The 18718-nt window shown below is 55.1% G+C and carries 16 protein-coding genes; 8 read left to right on the top strand and 8 right to left on the bottom strand.

Going from position 1 to position 18718, the window contains the following annotated elements:
• Both leuS and NUS69_RS06185 read right to left on the bottom strand, forming a co-directional pair.
• On the bottom strand, nt 1-2904 hold the full coding sequence (gene leuS, locus NUS69_RS06190) for a leucine--tRNA ligase (RefSeq protein WP_258083027.1): 2904 nt from the start codon (nt 2902-2904) through the stop codon (nt 1-3).
• A gap of 207 nt (nt 2905-3111) precedes the next feature.
• Nucleotides 3112-4182 carry a M24 family metallopeptidase gene (locus NUS69_RS06185; RefSeq protein WP_258084997.1) on the bottom strand — a complete coding sequence of 357 codons (1071 nt, stop codon included), beginning with the start codon at nt 4180-4182 and terminating at the stop codon, nt 3112-3114.
• Nucleotides 4183-4309: 127 nt separating this feature from the next.
• On the opposite strand from NUS69_RS06185, the gene NUS69_RS06180 reads away from it, so the two are divergent.
• The 3 genes from NUS69_RS06180 to NUS69_RS06170 all read left to right on the top strand — a co-directional run bounded on the left by NUS69_RS06180 (nt 4310) and on the right by NUS69_RS06170 (nt 6251).
• Nucleotides 4310-4894, top strand: coding sequence for a 50S ribosomal protein L15e (locus NUS69_RS06180; RefSeq protein ID WP_258083026.1), 585 nt, complete (start codon nt 4310-4312; stop codon nt 4892-4894).
• A 209-nt stretch (nt 4895-5103) separates the two neighbouring features.
• Nucleotides 5104-5559 carry an RNA-binding protein gene (locus NUS69_RS06175; protein ID WP_258084996.1) on the top strand — a complete coding sequence of 152 codons (456 nt, stop codon included), beginning with the start codon at nt 5104-5106 and terminating at the stop codon, nt 5557-5559.
• Nucleotides 5560-5591: 32 nt separating this feature from the next.
• Complete coding sequence (locus NUS69_RS06170) at nt 5592-6251, top strand: Ribonuclease P protein component 3 (protein WP_407704655.1); 660 nt, start codon at nt 5592-5594, stop codon at nt 6249-6251.
• Nucleotides 6252-6270: 19 nt separating this feature from the next.
• Here NUS69_RS06170 and NUS69_RS06165 read toward each other — a convergent pair whose 3' ends face one another.
• The gene (locus tag NUS69_RS06165) at nt 6271-7596 is read right to left on the bottom strand and encodes a TrpB-like pyridoxal phosphate-dependent enzyme (protein WP_258083025.1); all 1326 of its coding nucleotides are present in this window, start codon (nt 7594-7596) and stop codon (nt 6271-6273) included.
• Nucleotides 7597-7850: 254 nt separating this feature from the next.
• Complete coding sequence (locus NUS69_RS06160) at nt 7851-9257, bottom strand: hypothetical protein (RefSeq protein WP_258083024.1); 1407 nt, start codon at nt 9255-9257, stop codon at nt 7851-7853.
• A gap of 70 nt (nt 9258-9327) precedes the next feature.
• Between NUS69_RS06160 and NUS69_RS06155 the strand changes: the two genes are divergently transcribed.
• A complete protein-coding gene (locus NUS69_RS06155; RefSeq protein WP_258083023.1) occupies nt 9328-10329 on the top strand; it encodes a TIGR00341 family protein in 1002 nt (333 codons plus the stop codon).
• Here NUS69_RS06155 and NUS69_RS06150 read toward each other — a convergent pair.
• The gene (locus NUS69_RS06150) at nt 10326-10772 is read right to left on the bottom strand and encodes a hypothetical protein (protein WP_258083022.1); all 447 of its coding nucleotides are present in this window, start codon (nt 10770-10772) and stop codon (nt 10326-10328) included. The genes NUS69_RS06155 and NUS69_RS06150 overlap by 4 nt on opposite strands.
• An 81-nt stretch (nt 10773-10853) precedes the next feature.
• On the opposite strand from NUS69_RS06150, the gene nikR reads away from it, so the two are divergent.
• Both nikR and NUS69_RS06140 read left to right on the top strand, forming a co-directional pair.
• Nucleotides 10854-11270: a nickel-responsive transcriptional regulator NikR gene (nikR, locus tag NUS69_RS06145; RefSeq protein ID WP_258083021.1), complete on the top strand. Its 417-nt coding sequence runs from the start codon at nt 10854-10856 to the stop codon at nt 11268-11270.
• Nucleotides 11271-11292: 22 nt separating this feature from the next.
• Complete coding sequence (locus NUS69_RS06140; protein WP_258083020.1) at nt 11293-11703, top strand: amino acid permease; 411 nt, start codon at nt 11293-11295, stop codon at nt 11701-11703.
• Here the strand turns inward: NUS69_RS06140 and rqcH are convergent.
• Nucleotides 11700-13652: a ribosome rescue protein RqcH gene (rqcH, locus tag NUS69_RS06135; RefSeq protein WP_258084994.1), complete on the bottom strand. Its 1953-nt coding sequence runs from the start codon at nt 13650-13652 to the stop codon at nt 11700-11702. The genes NUS69_RS06140 and rqcH overlap by 4 nt on opposite strands.
• Nucleotides 13653-13780: 128 nt before the next feature.
• On the opposite strand from rqcH, the gene NUS69_RS06130 reads away from it, so the two are divergent.
• A complete protein-coding gene (locus NUS69_RS06130; RefSeq protein ID WP_258083019.1) occupies nt 13781-15790 on the top strand; it encodes a 1,4-alpha-glucan branching protein in 2010 nt (669 codons plus the stop codon).
• A 65-nt stretch (nt 15791-15855) separates the two neighbouring features.
• Nucleotides 15856-16173 (top strand): P-II family nitrogen regulator, encoded by a 318-nt coding sequence (locus tag NUS69_RS06125; protein WP_258084993.1) that lies wholly within the window; start codon nt 15856-15858, stop codon nt 16171-16173.
• Between the two features lie 12 nt (nt 16174-16185).
• On the opposite strand, the gene NUS69_RS06120 is transcribed toward NUS69_RS06125, so the two are convergent.
• Nucleotides 16186-16914 carry an alpha-glucosidase gene (locus NUS69_RS06120; RefSeq protein ID WP_258083018.1) on the bottom strand — a complete coding sequence of 243 codons (729 nt, stop codon included), beginning with the start codon at nt 16912-16914 and terminating at the stop codon, nt 16186-16188.
• A gap of 156 nt (nt 16915-17070) precedes the next feature.
• Nucleotides 17071-18654, bottom strand: coding sequence for a sodium-dependent transporter (locus NUS69_RS06115; RefSeq protein ID WP_055430074.1), 1584 nt, complete (start codon nt 18652-18654; stop codon nt 17071-17073).
• Nucleotides 18655-18718: the final 64 nt, after the last annotated feature.

Here is an 18718-nt window from a genome sequence, read left to right as displayed (position 1 = left end):
TCACTCCACAAACACCGCCGGCTTCAGTGGCATCGCGGCCTTTTTCTTTCCTCCCTTGTCTTCCTCGGGGTTTATGATTATCTCGATCCCGAGCTCCTTCTCCATGAAGTCCTTGGCTTCTCTCAAAGCTTTCTCCTCGTTGATGCGCTTGATCTCAAAGGCCCTGTCCTTTATCAGGCGCTGGATCAGCTTGCTGATCTCCTTGCCGTGCTTCCTCATCTCTGGATCCTTCATTAGCTCGGCCATGGCACCCTTGAAGTCCCTTTTCTCCGCGACCACTTCCACAACGCGCCACTTCCACTCCGGGGCCGTGTAGACGTAGGCCCTCTTGGCGTCCTCTATCTTGGCAACCCTGATAATCTCCTTGATGTCCTCGATGAGGTTCTTGACGAACTCCTCCTCGGCCTCGACCGTCTCGTTCCACCACTCCGGAGCCGGCTCCGGCCACTTCGCCAGGCTGACGAAACCCTCCCCACCGAGCTTCTCCCACAGCTCCTCGCTGATGTGCGGTGTGAACGGCGCCATCAGCCTGACCCAGACCTCGGCGAGCTTCCTCAGGACGAAGCGCTTCGCCTCGTCGTCCCTGTCCTCGGTTCTCCTCATGTACCAGCGCAGGTCGTTGAGGATGCTGTAGAATGCCCACTGCACGGCAGTCCTCGTCCTGAACTCCTCCAGGGCCTTGGTGGCTCCCTTGATGGCCTTGTTCAGGCGGTGCAGCATCCACCTGTCGATGTCCTTCAGCTCTACGCCCTCTTTAGCCTCATAGTTCGAGAACTCGCTTACCAACTCGTAGAAGCGCTCGACCTGCCTGCGGAGCTTTCCGACCTCCTTCCTGCGCCAGTCGAAGTCGCTGTCGTGCTCGGCCAGTCCCATGATGTAGAGCCTCACCACATCGGCACCGTTCTCCTCGATTGCATCTATGAAGTTCAGCACGTTGCCCTTGCTCTTGCTCATCTTGGTGCCTTCCAGCGTTCCGAAGCCGTTGACGGCGATGCCTCTCGGCCAGTGCTTCTTCCTGAATATGGCCGTGTGGTTGAAGATGAAGAACGTCAGGTGGTTCGGTATCAGGTCTTTCGCTGAGCAGCGCCAGTCGAGCGGGTACCAGTACTCGAACTCCTCCTTCATCTCGTGGATAACCTCTGCCGGGATTCCTGTCTTCTCCTCAAGTTCCTTCTCGCGCTCTTCGCTGAACTCCTCCAGGAACAGATAGTCGAAGAACTCCCTGCCGAGCTTCTCCGGGTCGAGTTTACCTTCTTCCCTCAGCCTGTTCATGTGCCTGCTTATGGTGTAGTAGGCCATGTAGATAGTCGAGTCGCTCAGGCTCTCGATGACCCAGTCCGGGTCCCACGGGAGCGGCGTTCCGAGGCCAACTTTCCTCGCACAGGCCTTCTTGTCGAGCCACTCTATTACCGCCTCGAACTGCGCCCTTCTGCTCTCGGGGTAAATCGTCATCTCCGCCAGAGCTTCCCTCGCCTTCTCCTTCCACTCGGGGTTTCCATAGTCTATGAACCACTGGTCGTGGATTATCTTGATGACCGCCTGGTTGCCGAAGCGCGAGATGACCGGCTTTTCCGCGAACTCGTACATTATCTCGGCGATGCCCTTCTCCTGGAGCTCCTTCGCTATCAGGTCCTTCGCCTCCTGGACGGACTTACCGGCGTAGGGCTCTATCTTGAAGACTCCCTTGTGGTACTCGGCCTTGTAGATGTTCTTAGTTGCCTCTTCGAGCTTCTCAACGTCCTTCTGGCTCTTCACGCCGAGCCTCTCCGCCTCTTCCACGGCTGGGAAGTCGCCGTAGCCTTCCAGCTTGATCAGCGAGATGTAGCTTATCTCCTCAACAACGCGCGGATCGATGTCGTACTTCAGCAGAATCTCGGTCTCCTTCTTGAGGTCTTCCAAGGCCACGTGGTCAAAGGGGGCATGGGCCGGAACGCTCATGACGACTCCTGTCGCGTTGTCCGGGTCAACGAACTCTGCCGGCAGGATTATGACCTCGTCGCCGGTGACTGGGTTCTTCACGTATTTTCCGATCAGCCTCTCACCCTTGAACTCCTCGATGACCTCAATCTCCCTGTCCTGGAAGGAGAGCTTGTAAGCTGCCTCTTTGCTGATTATCCACGTCTCGACCTTCTCGCCGCGCTTGACTTTGGCCTTCACGTAGGTTGCCTCGGGGTTCAGCCACATGTTGGTGACGCCGTAGACCGTTTCCGGCCTCAGCGTCGCGGCGGGCATGTAGATTTCCTCACCGTTCTCCTCCAGGATGAACTTGATGATGATGTAATCGAGTATTTGAACGTCTTCCCCCTCCATTATGTCGTGGTCGCCGAGTGGAGTGCCCACAACGGGGTCCCATCTGACCCTGTGGGCGCCCTTGACGACCAGTCCCTCCTCCTTGAGCGTCCAGAACTGCCACTCTATGAACTTGCTGAAGGGCGGGAACAGACTCGTCGTGTGGAACTCGCGCGTCCAGTCAACGGAGAAGCCTGCCCTGATGAAGGTCTCCTTCGCGGCCTTCATGAAGTACCTAACGATTTCCTTTGGGTCTTCAAACTTCCAGAGTACCTCCTCCGGCACCTTGTAGACGTCGCGGTAGATGTGTATCGTCTTGGGGTCGCGCTGCTTTATCCTCTCGGCGATTCCGACTATCGGCGCTCCGGTGATGTGCCATGCCATGGGGAACAGCACGTTGTAGCCCTGCATGCGCTTGAATCGCGCTATGACATCTGGGATAGTATAGGTTCTCGCGTGGCCGACGTGGAGGTGTCCCGAGAGGTACGGGAAGGCGACCGTGATGTAGAACTTCTTCTCCTTGGGCTTCTCATTTGCCTTCGGCTCAAAGGCCTTCTCCTCCAGCCAGCGCTTCTGCCACTTCTCCTCAATGGCCTTGAAGTTAAGCTCAGCCATGGCTATACCTCCTCAGAATTTTTTCAAAAGAGGATTGGGAGTCCAGAATAGGGGAGCCGTACGGGAAATCAGGCGCGGTTGCGATTCCAGCGATGGAGAAGACACTCCCCCCTCATTGGCATCGGAGCGAGTAGGATTACGGATATTTAAATCTTTTGGAATCTCTGAAAAGAAAGGTGGATGTGTTTGGGCTTGCGTAGCGTGTCCTCAGAGCTGGATAAGCCCCCTCTCCGCCCTCGTCAGCCTCTTTCCTCTTCCATCGTGAACAACAACGTCGTCCTCTATGCGAACCCCTCCGAGGCCGGGGACGTAGATTCCTGGCTCTATGGTGAAGGTCATACCGTTTTCGAGGATAGTTCCTCCATCGGGACCGATGTAGGGCTCCTCGTGGACGTCCAAACCGAGGCCGTGTCCCGTCCGGTGGGTGAAGTACTCGCCGTAGCCGGCCTTCTCTATGACCTCTCTTGCCGCTCTGTCCACCTCTTTAGCCTCAACTCCCTCACGGACGGCCCTGTAGGCTCTCTCCTGCGCCTCCTTGACGACCTCGTAAATCTCCACGAGCTTCTCGTTCGGCCTGCCGAGGACTATTGTCCTTGTGATGTCCGAGCAGTAGCCTTTCCACCTCGCTCCGTAGTCGAGTATTACCATGTCCCCCTTTCTGAGCCTTCTCTCACCGGGCTCGTGGTGGGGATTGGCCGCGTTCTCTCCACTCGCCACTATCGGCGGGAAGGAGATCCCGTCGCTGAGCTCTCTCAATGCCAGCTCTATCTTAAGGGCAAGCTCCCGCTCGCGCATTCCCACCAAATCCCAGCTCAGAATCTCCTCGAAAACCCTGTCGGCGGCCTTGGCGGCATGTCCCATCATCTCTATCTCGCCCTTATCCTTCATCATGCGGAGCTCCCTCACGAGCGAGCTCAGGGGATAGAACTCGAAGGGGCCGAGGCGCATGACGTTCATCAGCCAGTCAGCGCGCATCGTGTCCTCTATCAGAAGTCTGCCGTTGGAAAGGTGGAGCTCCGCCAGGATCCAGGCGAGCTTGTCGTAGGGGTTCTCTCCGTCGCGCCAGAAGGCAACCGGGAAGTTTCTGACCACGTTCTCGTAGAGGCTTGGAGCTAGGAGCCTGTAATCGCCGTCGGCGCTTACGACCAAAACCGTGAGCCTCTCACCCGCCTCGTGTATCCTCAGTCCCGTGAGGTAGTACAGGTTCGTCCCGGGGCTTATTAGAGCACCGTCAAAGTTCTTTTCATTCATGAGGGATACGAGTTTTTGAAGGCGCATCGGTTTCACCACGTTAACTACTCCGCAAGGCTTAAAAACTCAACCTCGAACCTCGACCGACTGGGCGGGCTGGGCCCGCGGGATGTTCCCGTAAGGGAGAACCACAAACACGGAAGGAGGGAGAAAGATGGGAATGTACAAGTACATTAGGGAAGCCTGGAAGAGCCCCAAGAAGAGCTACGTCGGGGAGCTTCTCAAGGTTAGGATGATAAAGTGGAGGAGAGAACCTGTAGTTGTTAGGATCGAGAGGCCGACCAGGCTGGACAGGGCTAGGAGCCTCGGCTACCAGGCCAAGCAGGGCTACGTCATGGTTAGGGTCAGAGTCAGGAAAGGCGGAAGGAAGAGGCCCAGGTGGAAGGGCGGAAGGAAGCCGAGCAAGATGGGTCAGGTCAAATACAGCCCGAAGAAGAGCCTTCAGTGGATAGCCGAGGAAAAGGCAGCAAGAAAGTTCCCGAACCTTGAGGTCCTCAACAGCTACTGGGTCGGCGAGGACGGGATGTACAGGTGGTTCGAGGTCATAATGGTCGACCCGCACCACCCGGTCATCAAGGCTGACCCCAAGATCAACTGGATAGCCGGAAAGGCTCACAAGGGAAGGGTCTTCAGAGGACTCACCAGCGCCGGCAGGAAGAGCCGCGGCCTGAGGAACAAGGGCAAAGGAGCTGAAAAGGTCAGGCCCAGCATAAGGGCCAACAAGGGCAAGGGCAAGTGATTTTTCAGCCCTTTTCTCTTCGTTTCGGTCTCTCTTCCAATTCACTGGGGACTTCTTGAAGTATCTCTTTCTTGAGTTCTTCTAATGATTTGTTGGGGGTTTCTTTCCAAGTTCTTCAAGAACTTTCGGGGGTTCTTCATAGCTATCGCCGACACACCTGAGACGGTTACCTTTTAAAGCACCGGCTCCAATTCTCTCCGGTGAGAGCAATGGGGAAGATACGGGCGCATCACGTCAGGATTACCACCTTCATACACGCCACCGAGGACGAGGACAAGGTTCTTGAGGCGATAGGGACGTTCATCCCCGAGGAGATAGACGACGAGGACGTCATCTTTGACATAGACGAGACCACTGGATTCTTCGGCAACCCCATCAGGGTCGTCAACGTGGAGATAAAGCGGAGCAGGGCCGTCAGGAAGTTCATTGACCACTTCAAGGAGCTGCTGAGCGAGGGGGACAGGCGCTACATCATCGAGAACCTCGATGAGAAGGTGGACGAGGAGGGAACACTCTACGTGAGGTTCAACAAGCAGAAAGCTTACCTCGGCGAGCCGGAGATAGACGAGGGCGGCGACACCATCCAGGTCAAGATAAAGGTCAAGGCCTTCCCGATGAGGAAGGAAGCGGTCGTCAAAGCCGTCAGGGAGTGGTTAGGGGAATGATGCCGGAGAGTGGGGGAAAATTCAAGGCCGAAATGGAGGAAGTTTCCTTCTCGCGAGACTACTTTATCGAGATGGACGTTAGAGACAGGGAAGCCTACGAATTGGCCAAAGAGTGGTTCGACGAGGTGGTCTTCACCAAAAAGCTCGTCCTTGAGGGCTCCCCAGACTGGGGGAGTCTTAAGGAGGAGATTAAATCTCTTCGCGAGACCTACGGTAAGGTCGCCCTTCTGGTAGTCACCAAAAAGCCGAGCCTCATCCGAGAGGTAAAGAACCGCAATCCGAAGGCGTTAATCTATGTCCATGGAGGAGACATGAGGGTGAATCGCTTCGCCCTTGAGGCGGGTGTTGATGCCCTCATAAGCCCCTGGCTGGGGAGGAAGGATCCGGGTTTCGACCACATCCTGGCGAGGATAGCGGCCAGGAGGAATGTCGCGATAGGATTCTCTCTGGCACCGCTCCTTACGGCCAATCCCTACGAGAGGGTTCAGCTCCTCCGCTTCATGACCAAAACCTGGCAGCTCGTTGACAAGTACTCGGTTCCGAGGTTCATCACGAGTTCCGCTGAAAGCAGATGGGAGGTCCGCTCCCCGAGGGATTTAATGAGCCTCGGGATAAACCTGGGAATGGAGATCCCTCAGGCGAGGGCGAGCCTGAACTTTTATCCGAGAAGGATTCTGTCAAAGTTAAAGTGAAAGTTAAAGTGGAGAGGGCTCATTCTTCCAGAGCCGGGAACAGTTCGGGCTCGTAGTCCTCAAGCTTTCTGTCGAGGTAGTCCTCGTAGCCCCTGATGTCGAGCAGTCCGTGTCCGCTCAGGTTGAAGAGTATGACCTCTTCTTTCCCTTCAGCTTTTGCCTTCAGCGCCCTGTCTATTGCTCCCTTTACGGCGTGGGCGCTCTCCGGTGCAGGGATTATTCCCTCCGTCCTGGCAAACAGGTGGGCCGCCTGAAAGACCTCGTTTTGGTGATACGCTACCGGCTTGACGATACCGTGGTTTATGAGCACGCTGAGCGTCGGGGCCAGGCCGTGGTATCTCAGTCCTCCGGCGTGAATCGGCGGGACGTAGTAGGTGTGCCCGAGAGTGTGCATCTTCATCTTTGGAGTGTATCCACCGGAATCGCCGAAGTCGTACTTGTAGACACCGCGCGTCATGCTCGGTGCAGCTTTGGGCTCAACGGCTATGAACTCGTAGTCGGCCTTTCCGCTCAGAACATCTCTGACGAAGGGATAAGCCAAGCCGGCAAAGTTGCTCCCGCCGCCGACGCAACCGATTATAACGTCCGGCTCCTCGAACTCCTTCATTTGCTCCTTGGCTTCCAAACCGATGACCGTCTGGTGCATGAGGACGTGGTTTAAGACACTTCCAAGGGCGTAGCGTGCCTTTTCATCGCGGAGAACGTCCTCGATGGCCTCGCTTATCGCTATTCCGAGCCCTCCTGGATGGTCTGGGTCTTCCGCCAGGAACCGCCTCCCCACCTCTGTCCTGTCGCTCGGGCTTGGATAAACCTCGGCGCCGTAAAGGCGCATTATCGTCTTCCTGTAGGGCTTCTGGTAATAGCTGGCGCGGGCCATGTAAACCCTTATTTTCAGTCCCATAAGCGCCCCGGCCAGGCTCAAAGCTGTTCCCCACTGACCCGCCCCCGTCTCGGTAACGAGCCTCTCTATTCCCTGTTCCTTCGCGTAGTATACCTGGGCCAGCGCGGTGTTTATCTTGTGGCTCCCCGTTACCGTTGCTCCTTCATACTTGAAGTATATCTTAGCGGGCGTTCCAAGGGCCTTTTCCAGGTTGGTCGCACGGAAGAGCGGCGTTGGCCTGCCTATTTTCGCGTAGAGCTCGCGCACCTTCTTTGGTATCTCGATGTACCTATTGGAGCTCATCTCCTGCTTCACCAGCTTGGCCGCGAAAATTCTCAGCAGTTTCTCCGGCCCCATCGGCTCTTCTGTCTCCGGGTCGAGGGGCGGGGCCAGCTCCTCTGGCAGGTCTGGCAGTATGTTGTACCACTTCTTGGGTATCTCCGAATCCTGCAGAACGGCTTTCATTCTAACACCTCCTTTTCAAGGCTCTTCTGGTTGAAGAACCAAAGAAGTCCCAAAGGATGAGGGAATAAGAGCTTGACTAACTTACTCTTCAATGCGCTAGGCGCGCCAAAAGCAACCCCTCCTCAAGTTAGCGCCAAAAACAACCCCTCCCTTGATGGGGTGAACTAACTGGGAAGCTCAGAATGGAACCTTCAAAGCCAAAAACAATCACTCCTGCCAGTCATGGTGCATCAGGTGGGAGGGGTCAAACTGCATTAAATCCTTTTCGGTTGGAATATTGACGATAAGACAGCATTCACGCTCTCAACGTCCCCTTTAACAGCCACGACGACGAAATATCTTCCGCGCTTAAAGCAGATAGAGGTGGCCCTCCAGTCTGAAGTTTCGAGCAGGTAGCGGGCGTACCCGCACTGCTCCGGGATCCCGTACACGAGAACCGCTACCTTGAGACTTTTTCCTCCCGTCGAGGCTATCGAAAACTCCCCTCCCGAGAGGGCCCAGGGAGCGGCCTTCCACTCGGTGGGTTTTAGGGAAAAGGTATCGTTGAGCTCTTCTATTACGGCACTCAGGACTTCCTCCGGCGTTACCCCATCCACTTCGCGGCCGTTCTCCAGTCCGCAGGGCGAAAGTTCCTCCGCTGCCTTTTTGACTGCCCCCGTTTCCCCGCTCAGCACGAGGATTTTCTTTCCCTTCAAGGCCACGTAGTATGAATTTCTGTTTCTTGTCCAGAGCGACCACCTGCAGTCCCCCCTTTTCCCTTCCGCTTTCTTCACGTATCCTGTGCCCCTTAGCTCAACCCCTATATTGTGGTAGGTGTTTTTTATCCACTCGTCGGGCCACTCCGATAGAACGAGCCTTCCAGTTTTCACCTCACTGCTTGAACTCCAGTTGAAGCGGTATCTCTCGAATATTGGCGGCTCGCTCACGTTCCAAAGGTAATCATCGTGCCAGCGAAGCGCAAATTCCTTAACTCCCGAGCAGGAACCTCGCGTCGAGACCACCGCGAGACCTCCGCCCAGAACCCTCGTCTTTGCAAGGTAAATGCACTCCTCTCCCCTGATGAAGAGATCATCCTCCAGAATGCCGGAGTATGTCCCGTAATCCTCCACGAGCTTGATGTATCCCTTCGATTCGATGCGTTTTGTGGCATTGTTGTAGGCCTTGTCCACCTTTCCACGAGGCTCGTAGATGGTCACGAAATCGCCAAGGAGTGGGAGCTCAACCCTCATCGATTTCCATGCGGCCCCAATGACCCGTACCGTGGAGTTGCCGAGTACCTGGTTGCATGAATACATGACGTCGGCCGCTCCCTCAATTGGCCAGGCATCGCCGTTCCCCTCCCAGCAGCCGGTTATCTGGTGGAGGCCGAATTCGACGTTTGGCCCGGTCACGAGGGGAGGTGTTAGGAGGGCCATTGAGACGAGTGAGATGACCAAAAACGGCGCCAGCATGTGGGGCTTTTTCCCGTAATATTTCCAAAAAATTGCCTGGGGAAGGAGAACGGCGGAGATGAATAGAACAGCACCCAGGGTGAAATGGATCTGAACGGCTATCCAGGCGAGAAAGGATATAATGACCGAAAGAGCGATGGAAATGGTCAACTTCCTGACCACGGCCATCCCTGCAATTGTTACGTTTTCGTGGGTTATAAGCACTACCATCGTTTCAAAGTATTTTGAAGTGGTTTCCGCAATGGTTATTAGCGATTAACCCCAGTTGTTTTGATGGTCTATGCTCCGGCTGGAAGTCTACTGCGGCGAGGGCGAGGGTGAGAAGGTTAGGGAGGTTCTGGTTAAGTGGGGCCTCCAGTTCTATGCAGAGGAGGTGCAGAGCAACGAGCACCGGGCGCTTAAATTCACGGTTCTCGTGCCGGATTTCGTGATTAACGACGTCGTTGACGAGCTGATGAAGGCGGTGGATCTTAGAAAGGGACACTCCTCGATAACATGGACCCCGGTCAGCGGAAAGTCGGTGAAGTATGCGAACTCGGTAAAGTCCCTTAAAAAGTTCAAGCGCCGCTGGAGTCTTGCCGCCATAGAGGGACTCATCGAGAACGCCAACAACCAAGCCCAGGTCGATCCGATTCAGCTCACCCTCGGCGCGGTTGCCTCGATAATAGCCCTCTTCGGCTTGATAAACGACAGCATAGTGATGATAATCTCCGCGATGCTCCTCTCGCCGATCCTCGGCCCGCTCTACGGCTTCTCCCTCAACATCGTCATGGGCAAGGGGCGAGATGCCCTCGATGCCGTTTCCTCAATTCTAAAGCTCCTCGGCGTCATATTCCTGTCGGCTCTCCTTGCCTCCCTAGCCCTCAGGTTTGCTGGCTCGATGCCCGCTCAACCAACCCACGAGATACTCGTCCGCGGCGATTCCGGCCTCGTCTACATTCTCCTCGCCATAATCCTCGGTTACGCGGGAATAGTCGCCATAGTCAGTAGAGTCCCGGAGATTCTAGCCGGTGTTTCAATCGCCGCCGCCCTCGTTCCCCCGACAACGGTCATAGGAATTTCCCTCGCCATGGGCTGGTGGGACGTTTTTGCCGGCTCGCTTGTGCTCACCGTGGAAAACGTCCTCGGCCTTCTCAGCGGTTCTCTCCTCGGCCTCTACATCCTCAACGTCTCTCCACGGAGCTACTATGAAAAAAGGGCGGCAAAGCTCTACACGAAGAGAACCATGCTTGTCCTCGCCCTGATGCTCGCGGCGCTTGTACTTGTGGAGCTCCTGAGTTAGGCCACCTCAGTCTGTTCGTAGACAGGTTTTCCCTGCCGGTGCTTGACCAGAAGGCCGTAGAAGAACTCCTTTAAGTCGGAGCTCATGTCGTCGTCGAGGAGCAGATCCGCCCTACCGGGGTAATCTTTCTCTGCTTTGGTTATCAGGAGGGCTATCTGGGGGGCCAGATGTTCGAGGAGTGCCCTAACGAGCTCGGGATAGACATCCTCTTCCAGCTCTTCATCCGATTCAATACCGAGATAGACGACGAAGCCTTTCATCTGAACCACAAGTACGAATTCCTCCTCACTAAGCTCAAAGAACGAGAAGTTATAGCCCTTGGAGTCTGTTCTGGCAAGAAGGACGCCCCTTATTGAAAGGGTTACCGGTTCATCGTCTATCTCAAACACGAGGTCTTTAGCCAGCTCTCTGGTGGTTATTGCGTAGAGTTCCTCCATTGGCATAGGGCTAACTTCTCTCCAAGAAATAAAAGAATTTCGCGTCACGTTTTTAACGATGACGTTCAAAGAGATTACGGTGGTGTCATGAAGATTACACGGTTTGGAGTCTCGGTTCCGAGTGAACTGCTTGAAAAGTTCGACCGTATAATCAATGAGAAGGGATACGTTAACAGGAGCGAGGCCATACGGGACATGATGAGGGATTTCATAGTCCGACACGAATGGGAGGAGGGAGACAGGGACGTTGCCGGTACAATAACCATAGTTTACAACCACGACGAGGCCGATGTCGTGAAGGAACTTCTGGATTTACAGCACGACTACGTTGACGAGATAATTTCAAGCCTCCATGTCCATATGGACGAACACAACTGCCTTGAGGTGGTCGTGGTAAAGGGCAAGGCCACTCGGATAAAGGAGATAGCCGAGAGGCTGATAAGCCTCAAGGGGGTAAAGCACGGAAAGCTCGTGATGACGACCACCGGGAGGGAGCTGGTCTAATAAAATTTAGGGGGTGGTGAATATGAGGCTCTTCTCCTTCCTATCCTCCCTTCTGGTGGTTCTCTCCTTCGCACTTCCATGGTTCCGCTTCAATGGTGGTGAGATAACCTTCCTTGGTATCCTTCGTGAAGTCCTGACGATGCCCGGGGGCTTTAACGGGGCCTTCTGGTGGCTCAATCCAAACAGCACCGCGGGCATGTTTACCTTCATAGCGTTCTTTGCGGGAATATTTATGATACTCGTCGGCGTGCTCTTCGGCGTTCTGGGGGGAAGGGTCGGCCCGGGAGTGGGTACGGTGGGGGTGCTGGTGTTTACCCTCACATCATGGTACGTCTACGGTTCGGGCTATTTTGAGGTCTTGGCAGAGGGATACATCATAGCCCTGCTGAGCTTTGTTGTGGGTTTTGTGGTAGCCGGCGGCGAAAAGCTTTAGCCCACAACCTCGACCACATCGCCGTTCCCCGGCGGCAGGACGGACATGATGTCCTCTTCCCTTACCTTGTACCCCCACTTTTCAAGGATGTGCCTGATTTTCTTTACAAGTTCGCTCTTCTTCAGCGAACCCGGCCGGATCACGATGTACCTGTCCGTGTGGGCTTTTATGGCCTCAACCGGCGCGCAGACAACGAAGTCTTCGCCCTCATAGTTGATTACACCGACGGCGAGCTTGAGAGGTAGCCCGTGGAGCCAGTTCCTCTTGCCGTAGACCATGAAGGCCCCCTTGCCGAGGTACTCGCCGCTTGGGGTCTGTTTGGTGACCTGGTTCGGATACGCCCAGTAAGCATCTTCGCTGTAAACCCCCCTGCTCCAGGCCTTGCTCATCGAAACCGCGAACTGACAGGCCTCGAAGATGGTCTTCTCCCCTGCCTTCTGGCCGTCCTTGATGACGACGTGCGGAGCGCCGTAAACGTCGGCGTGGCAGTAGAGGTCGTTCTCGGTCATGTGTCTCTTTATGAGGATCTCGTTGGTGCTTGCATCTTTTCCAGCCAATACGAGAAAGCCCTCGCTCGAAACGAACCAGCGGAACTTTTCGAACCACTTTTTCTTTCTCCGCTCTATCCTCTTAACGCTCAGCTCTTTCTTCATCTCCTCCTCGATGAGTCTCTCCACCTCTTTGAGCTTCCGCTTGGTGTCCTCGTAGGCCTTCAGAGCACCCTCGTACTTGTGGCGGAACTTCTTGGCCTTCTCATAGTAAACCTCGGCGTTCTCGCCGATGCTCCTGTTGAGATACAGTCTGACCTTCTTTCCATCTAGCTCTACCGTTACAGCTTTCTCCTTCGGATCAATGCCCTTTACCATGAGAGCGATTTTGTTGCCCGCCTTCTTGCCCTCATCTATGCGCTTCTTGAACTCGTCCCAGCCGAGCCTCTCTGTGGCTTTTCTGAACTCCTCCAAAAGCCTCTCTATGAGGGCGTAGTTTGCGTAGATCAGGTCGCCTATCTCCTGGTTTACCTTCGCCCCTTCCTCAAAACCCTTCAGCATCTCCTCCTGCTTCCTGAGCGTCATGAGGAGCTGCCTCTTCTTGGCTTCGAGTCTCTTCGTCTGCTCGGCCCTCGCTTTCTCAAGGGTTATCTTTCCAAAGTACTCGTCGAGGGCCTCGCTGAAGGTTTTAAAATAGCGCTTCTCAAGCCCGTCGTAGATTTTCAGGTCGATAGGAACGACGTCGTGCATTTTTCCGTCCTTGAAGACTATGCTGGGCTTTGGCTCGTCGTTGAAGGTCTTGAGCATCGCCTCGTATATCCTCAGCAGGTCATCATCGCTCAGCTCTTTAACGGGGGTCGTCTTGTCGAAGCCTGCCCTGATGGAAATCTCCTCCGCGTACATGCCACCCATGTTGAGCTTCCTTGCTAAAGCACGGACGAGCTCTAACTCCCCATCTTCTCTCATGAGCTCAAGGAAGCGCTCCTTCGAAACCTCAAGCGGGTTCTCCCTCGCCGGTGGAAACCTGTATTCGGCCTTCGGCTTTATCGCCCTGTCCTTGTATTCCTCGTAGCGTAATGCCGCAACAATCTTGTTCTCCCCATCAACGAGTATGACGTTGCCCCTCCGGAAGAGCTCGCCGATGAGCGTGTAGTTCCCCACCCTGACCTTTACTATCCTGTCGAAGCCGTGCTGCTCTATTGCGTCTATGAAGCCCCCTGAGAGGTGCTTCCTGAGGAGCATCGTGAAGCTTGACGGCTGTTTCGGGGCCTCCTTGATGTAGCTGGTCAGGTGAAACCTCCTGCCTGCTTGGAGGATTAGGTCGGCCCGCCCTTCCTTTGTGCGGAGCTTTATTCTTATCTCGTCGCCTTCGTGATAAATCTTGTCAACGCGAGAACCGACCAGCCACTGAAGTTCCCTCACTATGTAGCGGATATCGACGCTGCTCATCTCTTCCTTCATCATCTCACCCGTTCAGGGTTGTTTCTTCCCCTTTAAACTCCTTCGCTGTCCCGAGATGTGCACGGGCTCAACTCTGTTCCGGATAACGTTAAATACTCCAAGTGCAATAACACTCCCGGTGATACAGAATGAAAGGCTACTTCACGTTCGTCCTCCACACCCACCTCCCCTACGTCCGGAAGCACGGCAGATGGCCCTTCGGCGAGGAGTGGCTCTACGAGGCGATGAGCGAGACCTACCTCCCCCTCCTCATGGAGTTTGAGCGCCTCCGTTCTTCGGGCGTCAGGTTCCAGCTCGTGGTAAACATAACTCCAGTTCTGGCCGAACAGCTGGCCGACGACTACATCAAGGCCGAGTTCGAGAGGTACCTCCTCCGGAAGATTGAGACCACCGAGGAGGACCTGAAATCAGGCAGGTACGATGAAAAGGCGGTTAAAGCCTCCCTCGACCACTTCAGAAAGGTTTACGACTACTGGAGGGCGATAAACGGCGACATCATCGGTAAGTTCCGCGAGTTCCAGGATGCGGGATACATCGAGGTGATAACCTCCGCGGCAACGCACGGCTACCTGCCACTCCTCGGCAGGGACGAGGCGATAAGGGCCCAGCTCGCCAACGGCATAGCCACCTACGAGAAGCACTTCGGCAGGAGGCCAAGGGGAATATGGCTCCCGGAGTGCGCCTACCGACCGGCCGGGGAGTGGGAACTTCCCGATGGGAGGAAGGTGGAAAGACCCGGCATAGAGAAGTTTCTGGAAGAGTTTGGCATCGAGTACTTCTTCGTTGAGAGCAACCTGATCGATGAGGGCCCCGTGACTAGGGGCTACGGTGAAATCCCCCTGTACAGCGGAGAAAAGAGCACGCTGAGGCCCTACTGGGTCAAGGGTTCCAGCGTGGCGGTCTTCGCCCGCAACAGGGAGACGGGCCACCAGGTCTGGAGCGCGCACTACGGCTATCCCGGCGACTTCTGGTACAGGGAGTTCCACAGGAAGGCCCCTGAGAGCGGCGGCCAGTACTGGCGCGTAACGGGAAAAAACGTTGACCTCGGCGAGAAGGAATTCTACGACCCGGATAAAGCGATGGAGCGCGTTGATGAGCATGCGAGGCACTTCGTGAGTCTGGTGGCTACTCTGCTGGAAGGGCATGAGGAGAAGTTCGGCGAGAAGGGGATAGTCGTTTCACCCTACGACACGGAGCTCTTCGGCCACTGGTGGTTTGAGGGCGTTAAATGGCTCGGCAGGGTTCTTGAACTGATGGCTGAGAGGGGAATAGTCATCACGACCCTATCGGCTTTTCTTGATAACTATAGTGGAGAGCGGTACGAGATTGAACTCCCGGAGGGTTCGTGGGGAGCCAACGCTGACCACTCGACCTGGTGGAACGAGGAGACGGAGTGGACGTGGGAGCACGTCTACAGCGCCGAGGAGAGAATGGTAGCGCTGGCGAGCAGGTACTACGGAAAGGACAGAACCGCCGACAGAATCCTCGAACAGCTTGCGAGGGAGCTCCTGATCCTTGAGGCAAGTGACTGGCAGTTCCTCATAACAACGGGTCAGGCCAGGGAATACGGGAAGAGGCGCGTTCTCATCCACAGCAGGGATTTCCACAGGCTGGCAAACGAGCTGGAGCGGTACGTTAAAACCGGGGAGTTCGATATTCGGCTATTGGAGAAACTTGAGGAGAGGGACAACGCCTTCCGGCCAGTTGTGGTTGCGAGCTACGTGAGCAAAAACCCGCCCGAGCTTGAGGAGTACGTTGAGCCACCGGAGGTTCCGCGGGAGGAGAGCGAAAGGCCCGCTGAACGGTCGCGGGAAGTTGTTGAGAGGGCCTACGCCACGGAGGTCGTTAAGGTAACGGCCATAAAGCCCCCTCGCAAAGCTGAAAAGCCGTCCAGACCAAAAAGGGTTAGAAGAACCGGGATGAAGCCGGGTAGAACCTCAAAGAAAGCAGGAAAACATAAGGCAGAGAGGAGTGACCTCCTGAAGATAAAGGGCATTGGGCCGAAAACACTGGCAAAGCTTCAGCGTGCCGGGGTTCACACGGTGGAAGACCTTAAACGCGCCAACATAGAGGATCTGGCCAGGAAAACGCGCATCTCGCTTAAAAGGCTGAGGAAGTTTCTGGCCCAGATTTCCTGAATTTTCCTTTTGTTTCGTTTCGAAAGCCTTTTCTGGAGTTTTGACAGACTATATATGTGGTTGCCATGAAAAAAGTTGAGGCGATTATTAGGGGAAACGACTTCGACCGCGTGAAGAATGCCCTCAAGCAGATCGGGATAGTGCCCCTGACGGCATACCCCGTGCAGGGGAGGGGCGTTCAGGGTGGTGTTCCGCCGTACGACCTTCTTCCGAAGATGAAAATTGAGATCGTTGTGAAGGACAAGGATCTTGAGAAAGTTGTGGACGTCATCATCAGAAACGCGAGGAGCGGGACGCCGGGTGACGGAAAGATTTTCATAATCCCTGTGGAAGAGGCTATTCGGGTAAGAACAGGGGAAAGGGGGAACGAAGCCCTCTACTGAGGGCTTTCTTTTTCACAGGAACGCGTGCCTGTGCTTGTAGAGCATGTAGCTGGCGTAGCCGAGCAGGATTAGCGTTGCCGCTCCGAGAGCTCCGATTACGGCCACAACACCCTGGGCGAAGGTGATGCTTCTGCCAAAGGCTTCAGCTATTCTTGCCAGCTCGGCTGGGTCGTTGAACGCATATACCGCGTACCTTATTGAGAATGCCCCCATGACCATTGGGATTGGCATAACAGCGAAGGACAGCATCAGACCGAGGTTGCCCCTTTTCCTCAGGCTCAGCATGGCCAGGAGCGTTGGGATTATCAATATGAGCGCAGTAACCGCGTAGACTGGTCCGAATATGCCGGATACGATATAGAACGGGACCATTCCGAACAGGAACGCCCTGTACGCCCTGCGGAGAACCTTGACCTCCCCGGCGAAATCGTAGGGGGCGACTTTGGAATACTTGTTCATGGCTTGAACGTCCTTCATGTACTCTTTTTCTCCCATTTTCTCGATGTACCTGTCGTTTGTGTTGTTCTTCAGCCTGACGGCCCTCTTGAGGAAGAAGTTGGCCAGTTCCTCGTTATCGGTTGCGAGGTTTTCCGACAGCTGGAGGAAGTTCTCACGGGCTTCATGGATGAGCCTGAGGGCTTTCTGCTTGTTTTTATCTGAGAGGTTTTTTAGTGAGTTGATTTTCTTTTCAACATCCTCTAACGTCTGCGCGACGTCTCGCAGAATCTCTGCGCTTTTCATGACTACACCTCCAAAAGGTAAAAGAAAAGGGGGCTTTAAGCCTTTTGCTGTTTCTCATGGTGCAGGAGCTTTGTAATGCTCCAGTACATCATGATGAATATTGAACCCCAGGCAAATATAAGGAAAGCAAGGGCTCCCGTGTCCATCTTCACCACCTCAGAGCTTTATCAGCACCTCGTTCTTCGCGAGCTCTTCGCCGTACTTCTTCTTGATGGCCATGTATGCCTCGATGGCACCGATGATGAGGATTATGAATATCACTATCCTAGCCCTGGTGATGAGGCTGATGACCTCAGGCGTGTAGTCGTAGCCAAGGACGTTGGTAACGTAGGACTCTGAGACGCTGAAGGCTCCCATCTGGATGTAGTCCCAGGTGTTTCCTGCGAGGAGGATTATCATGAACAGTGGCGCTATGAAGACCATGATGGGCTTGAACCAGCCGGGCACGTTGATGTAGGCCCCCTTGTGGAGCTCCTCCCAGAAGTTGTCGGGCTTGAAGAGCCAGACTGCAACGATGACGTCGAAGAGACCGAGCAGGACGAGGAAGTAGCTGCCGACCCACATGTCCAGCTCGCTGAGGTAAGCAAGGCTGCTGTCGAGTGCAACCGGGAGTCCGAGGATGAACAGGAATACCCAGACGGCCCAGGTGCCTATCTTCCTCTCCAGGTGTATGTCCTCCTCAAGCATGGCCACGAGGTAGTTGTAGGTTGCTATGGCGGAGGTGAATCCCGCGAACCAGAGGAGCAGGAACCACATCGCACCGAATATCTGGCCGGCTGGCATGTTGGCGAAGACGTTCGGCAGTGCCATGTAGGCAAGGCCAACGCCACCCTTGATAGCCTGCTCCGGGCCGAGGTAGGCGAATGCTATCGGGATAGCGAGCGAACCACCGAGGATGACCTCTGCGAACTCGTTGAGTGAAACGGTGGCGAGACCGCTGAGGGCAACGTCGTCCTCCGGGCCGAGGTAGCTGGCGTAGTTGTGGATGATACCCATACCGAGGGACAGTGTGAAGAATATCTGACCCGCGGCTGCAAGGCTGATCTTGAAGAAGTTCTGGCTCAGCGTCTGGAAGTCTGGCTTCCAGATGTACTCAAGACCCTTGATAGCGCTCCACTCGGGCTTGACCGGTGAACCGAGGGTCAGTGCCCTGATAACGAGGAGTATAGCAAACACGTAGAGGAGCGGCATCATAACTTTGACCCAGCGCTCGATACCCTTGCTAACACCCTGTCCGACCGCTATTCCGAGGAGGACCATTGTCAGTCCCCAGAAGAATATGACCGCCTTGGTGTTGGCCACGTAGTCCAGGAAGAACTGCACCGTGTCCTTTCCGAAGTATGCTCCGGTGAGGCTGTAGTAGGTGTATGCCGCTGACCAGCCGATGACCTGGTAGTAGTATGAGCTCAGCAGCGAAGCGACCGAGAAAGCCAGCATACCACCGATGATACCAAAGATAAGGGCGGTCTTTGGCTTCAGGCTTTCCCTGGCCATGAGGTAGAACATCGGACCGATTGTACCGTGGCCGTACTTGCCACCGTATCTTCCCGTTGTCCACTCAATCCACATCACTGGTATTCCGAGGAAGAGCAGGGCTATAAAGTACGGTATCATGAAGGCGCCGCCACCGTTGCTAGCCAGCTGATACGGGAACCTCCAGAAGTTACCAAGACCGATGGCGTTGCCTGCCATAGCTAAAATCAAACCGAGTTTGGTTGCCCATTGATCTCTTTGTTCCACACAATTCACCCCCGTTCTTAAGTGTATGGGCTTTAGCACCCCATGCATGGCTGTGGGGCATTAT

It is taken from the genome of Thermococcus thermotolerans (assembly GCF_024707485.1).
Classification (GTDB): Archaea; Methanobacteriota_B; Thermococci; order Thermococcales; family Thermococcaceae; genus Thermococcus; species Thermococcus thermotolerans.
The sequence above is the reverse complement of the archived record's forward strand: the minus strand, read 5'-3'. Positions and strand labels throughout refer to the sequence as shown.

Bases quoted from the DNA above. Each gene is read 5' to 3' on its own strand.
- leuS (WP_258083027.1), bottom strand. From the start codon at position 2,904: ATGGCTGAGCTTAACTTCAAGGCCATTGAGGAGAAGTGGCAGAAGCGC.
- NUS69_RS06185 (WP_258084997.1), bottom strand. From the start codon at position 4,182: ATGCGCCTTCAAAAACTCGTATCCCTCATGAATGAAAAGAACTTTGAC.
- NUS69_RS06180 (WP_258083026.1), top strand. From the start codon at position 4,310: ATGGGAATGTACAAGTACATTAGGGAAGCCTGGAAGAGCCCCAAGAAG.
- NUS69_RS06175 (WP_258084996.1), top strand. From the start codon at position 5,104: ATGGGGAAGATACGGGCGCATCACGTCAGGATTACCACCTTCATACAC.
- NUS69_RS06170 (WP_407704655.1), top strand. From the start codon at position 5,592: ATGGAGGAAGTTTCCTTCTCGCGAGACTACTTTATCGAGATGGACGTT.
- NUS69_RS06165 (WP_258083025.1), bottom strand. From the start codon at position 7,596: ATGAAAGCCGTTCTGCAGGATTCGGAGATACCCAAGAAGTGGTACAAC.
- NUS69_RS06160 (WP_258083024.1), bottom strand. From the start codon at position 9,257: ATGGTAGTGCTTATAACCCACGAAAACGTAACAATTGCAGGGATGGCC.
- NUS69_RS06155 (WP_258083023.1), top strand. From the start codon at position 9,328: ATGCTCCGGCTGGAAGTCTACTGCGGCGAGGGCGAGGGTGAGAAGGTT.
- NUS69_RS06150 (WP_258083022.1), bottom strand. From the start codon at position 10,772: ATGCCAATGGAGGAACTCTACGCAATAACCACCAGAGAGCTGGCTAAA.
- nikR (WP_258083021.1), top strand. From the start codon at position 10,854: ATGAAGATTACACGGTTTGGAGTCTCGGTTCCGAGTGAACTGCTTGAA.
- NUS69_RS06140 (WP_258083020.1), top strand. From the start codon at position 11,293: ATGAGGCTCTTCTCCTTCCTATCCTCCCTTCTGGTGGTTCTCTCCTTC.
- rqcH (WP_258084994.1), bottom strand. From the start codon at position 13,652: ATGAAGGAAGAGATGAGCAGCGTCGATATCCGCTACATAGTGAGGGAA.
- NUS69_RS06130 (WP_258083019.1), top strand. From the start codon at position 13,781: ATGAAAGGCTACTTCACGTTCGTCCTCCACACCCACCTCCCCTACGTC.
- NUS69_RS06125 (WP_258084993.1), top strand. From the start codon at position 15,856: ATGAAAAAAGTTGAGGCGATTATTAGGGGAAACGACTTCGACCGCGTG.
- NUS69_RS06120 (WP_258083018.1), bottom strand. From the start codon at position 16,914: ATGAAAAGCGCAGAGATTCTGCGAGACGTCGCGCAGACGTTAGAGGAT.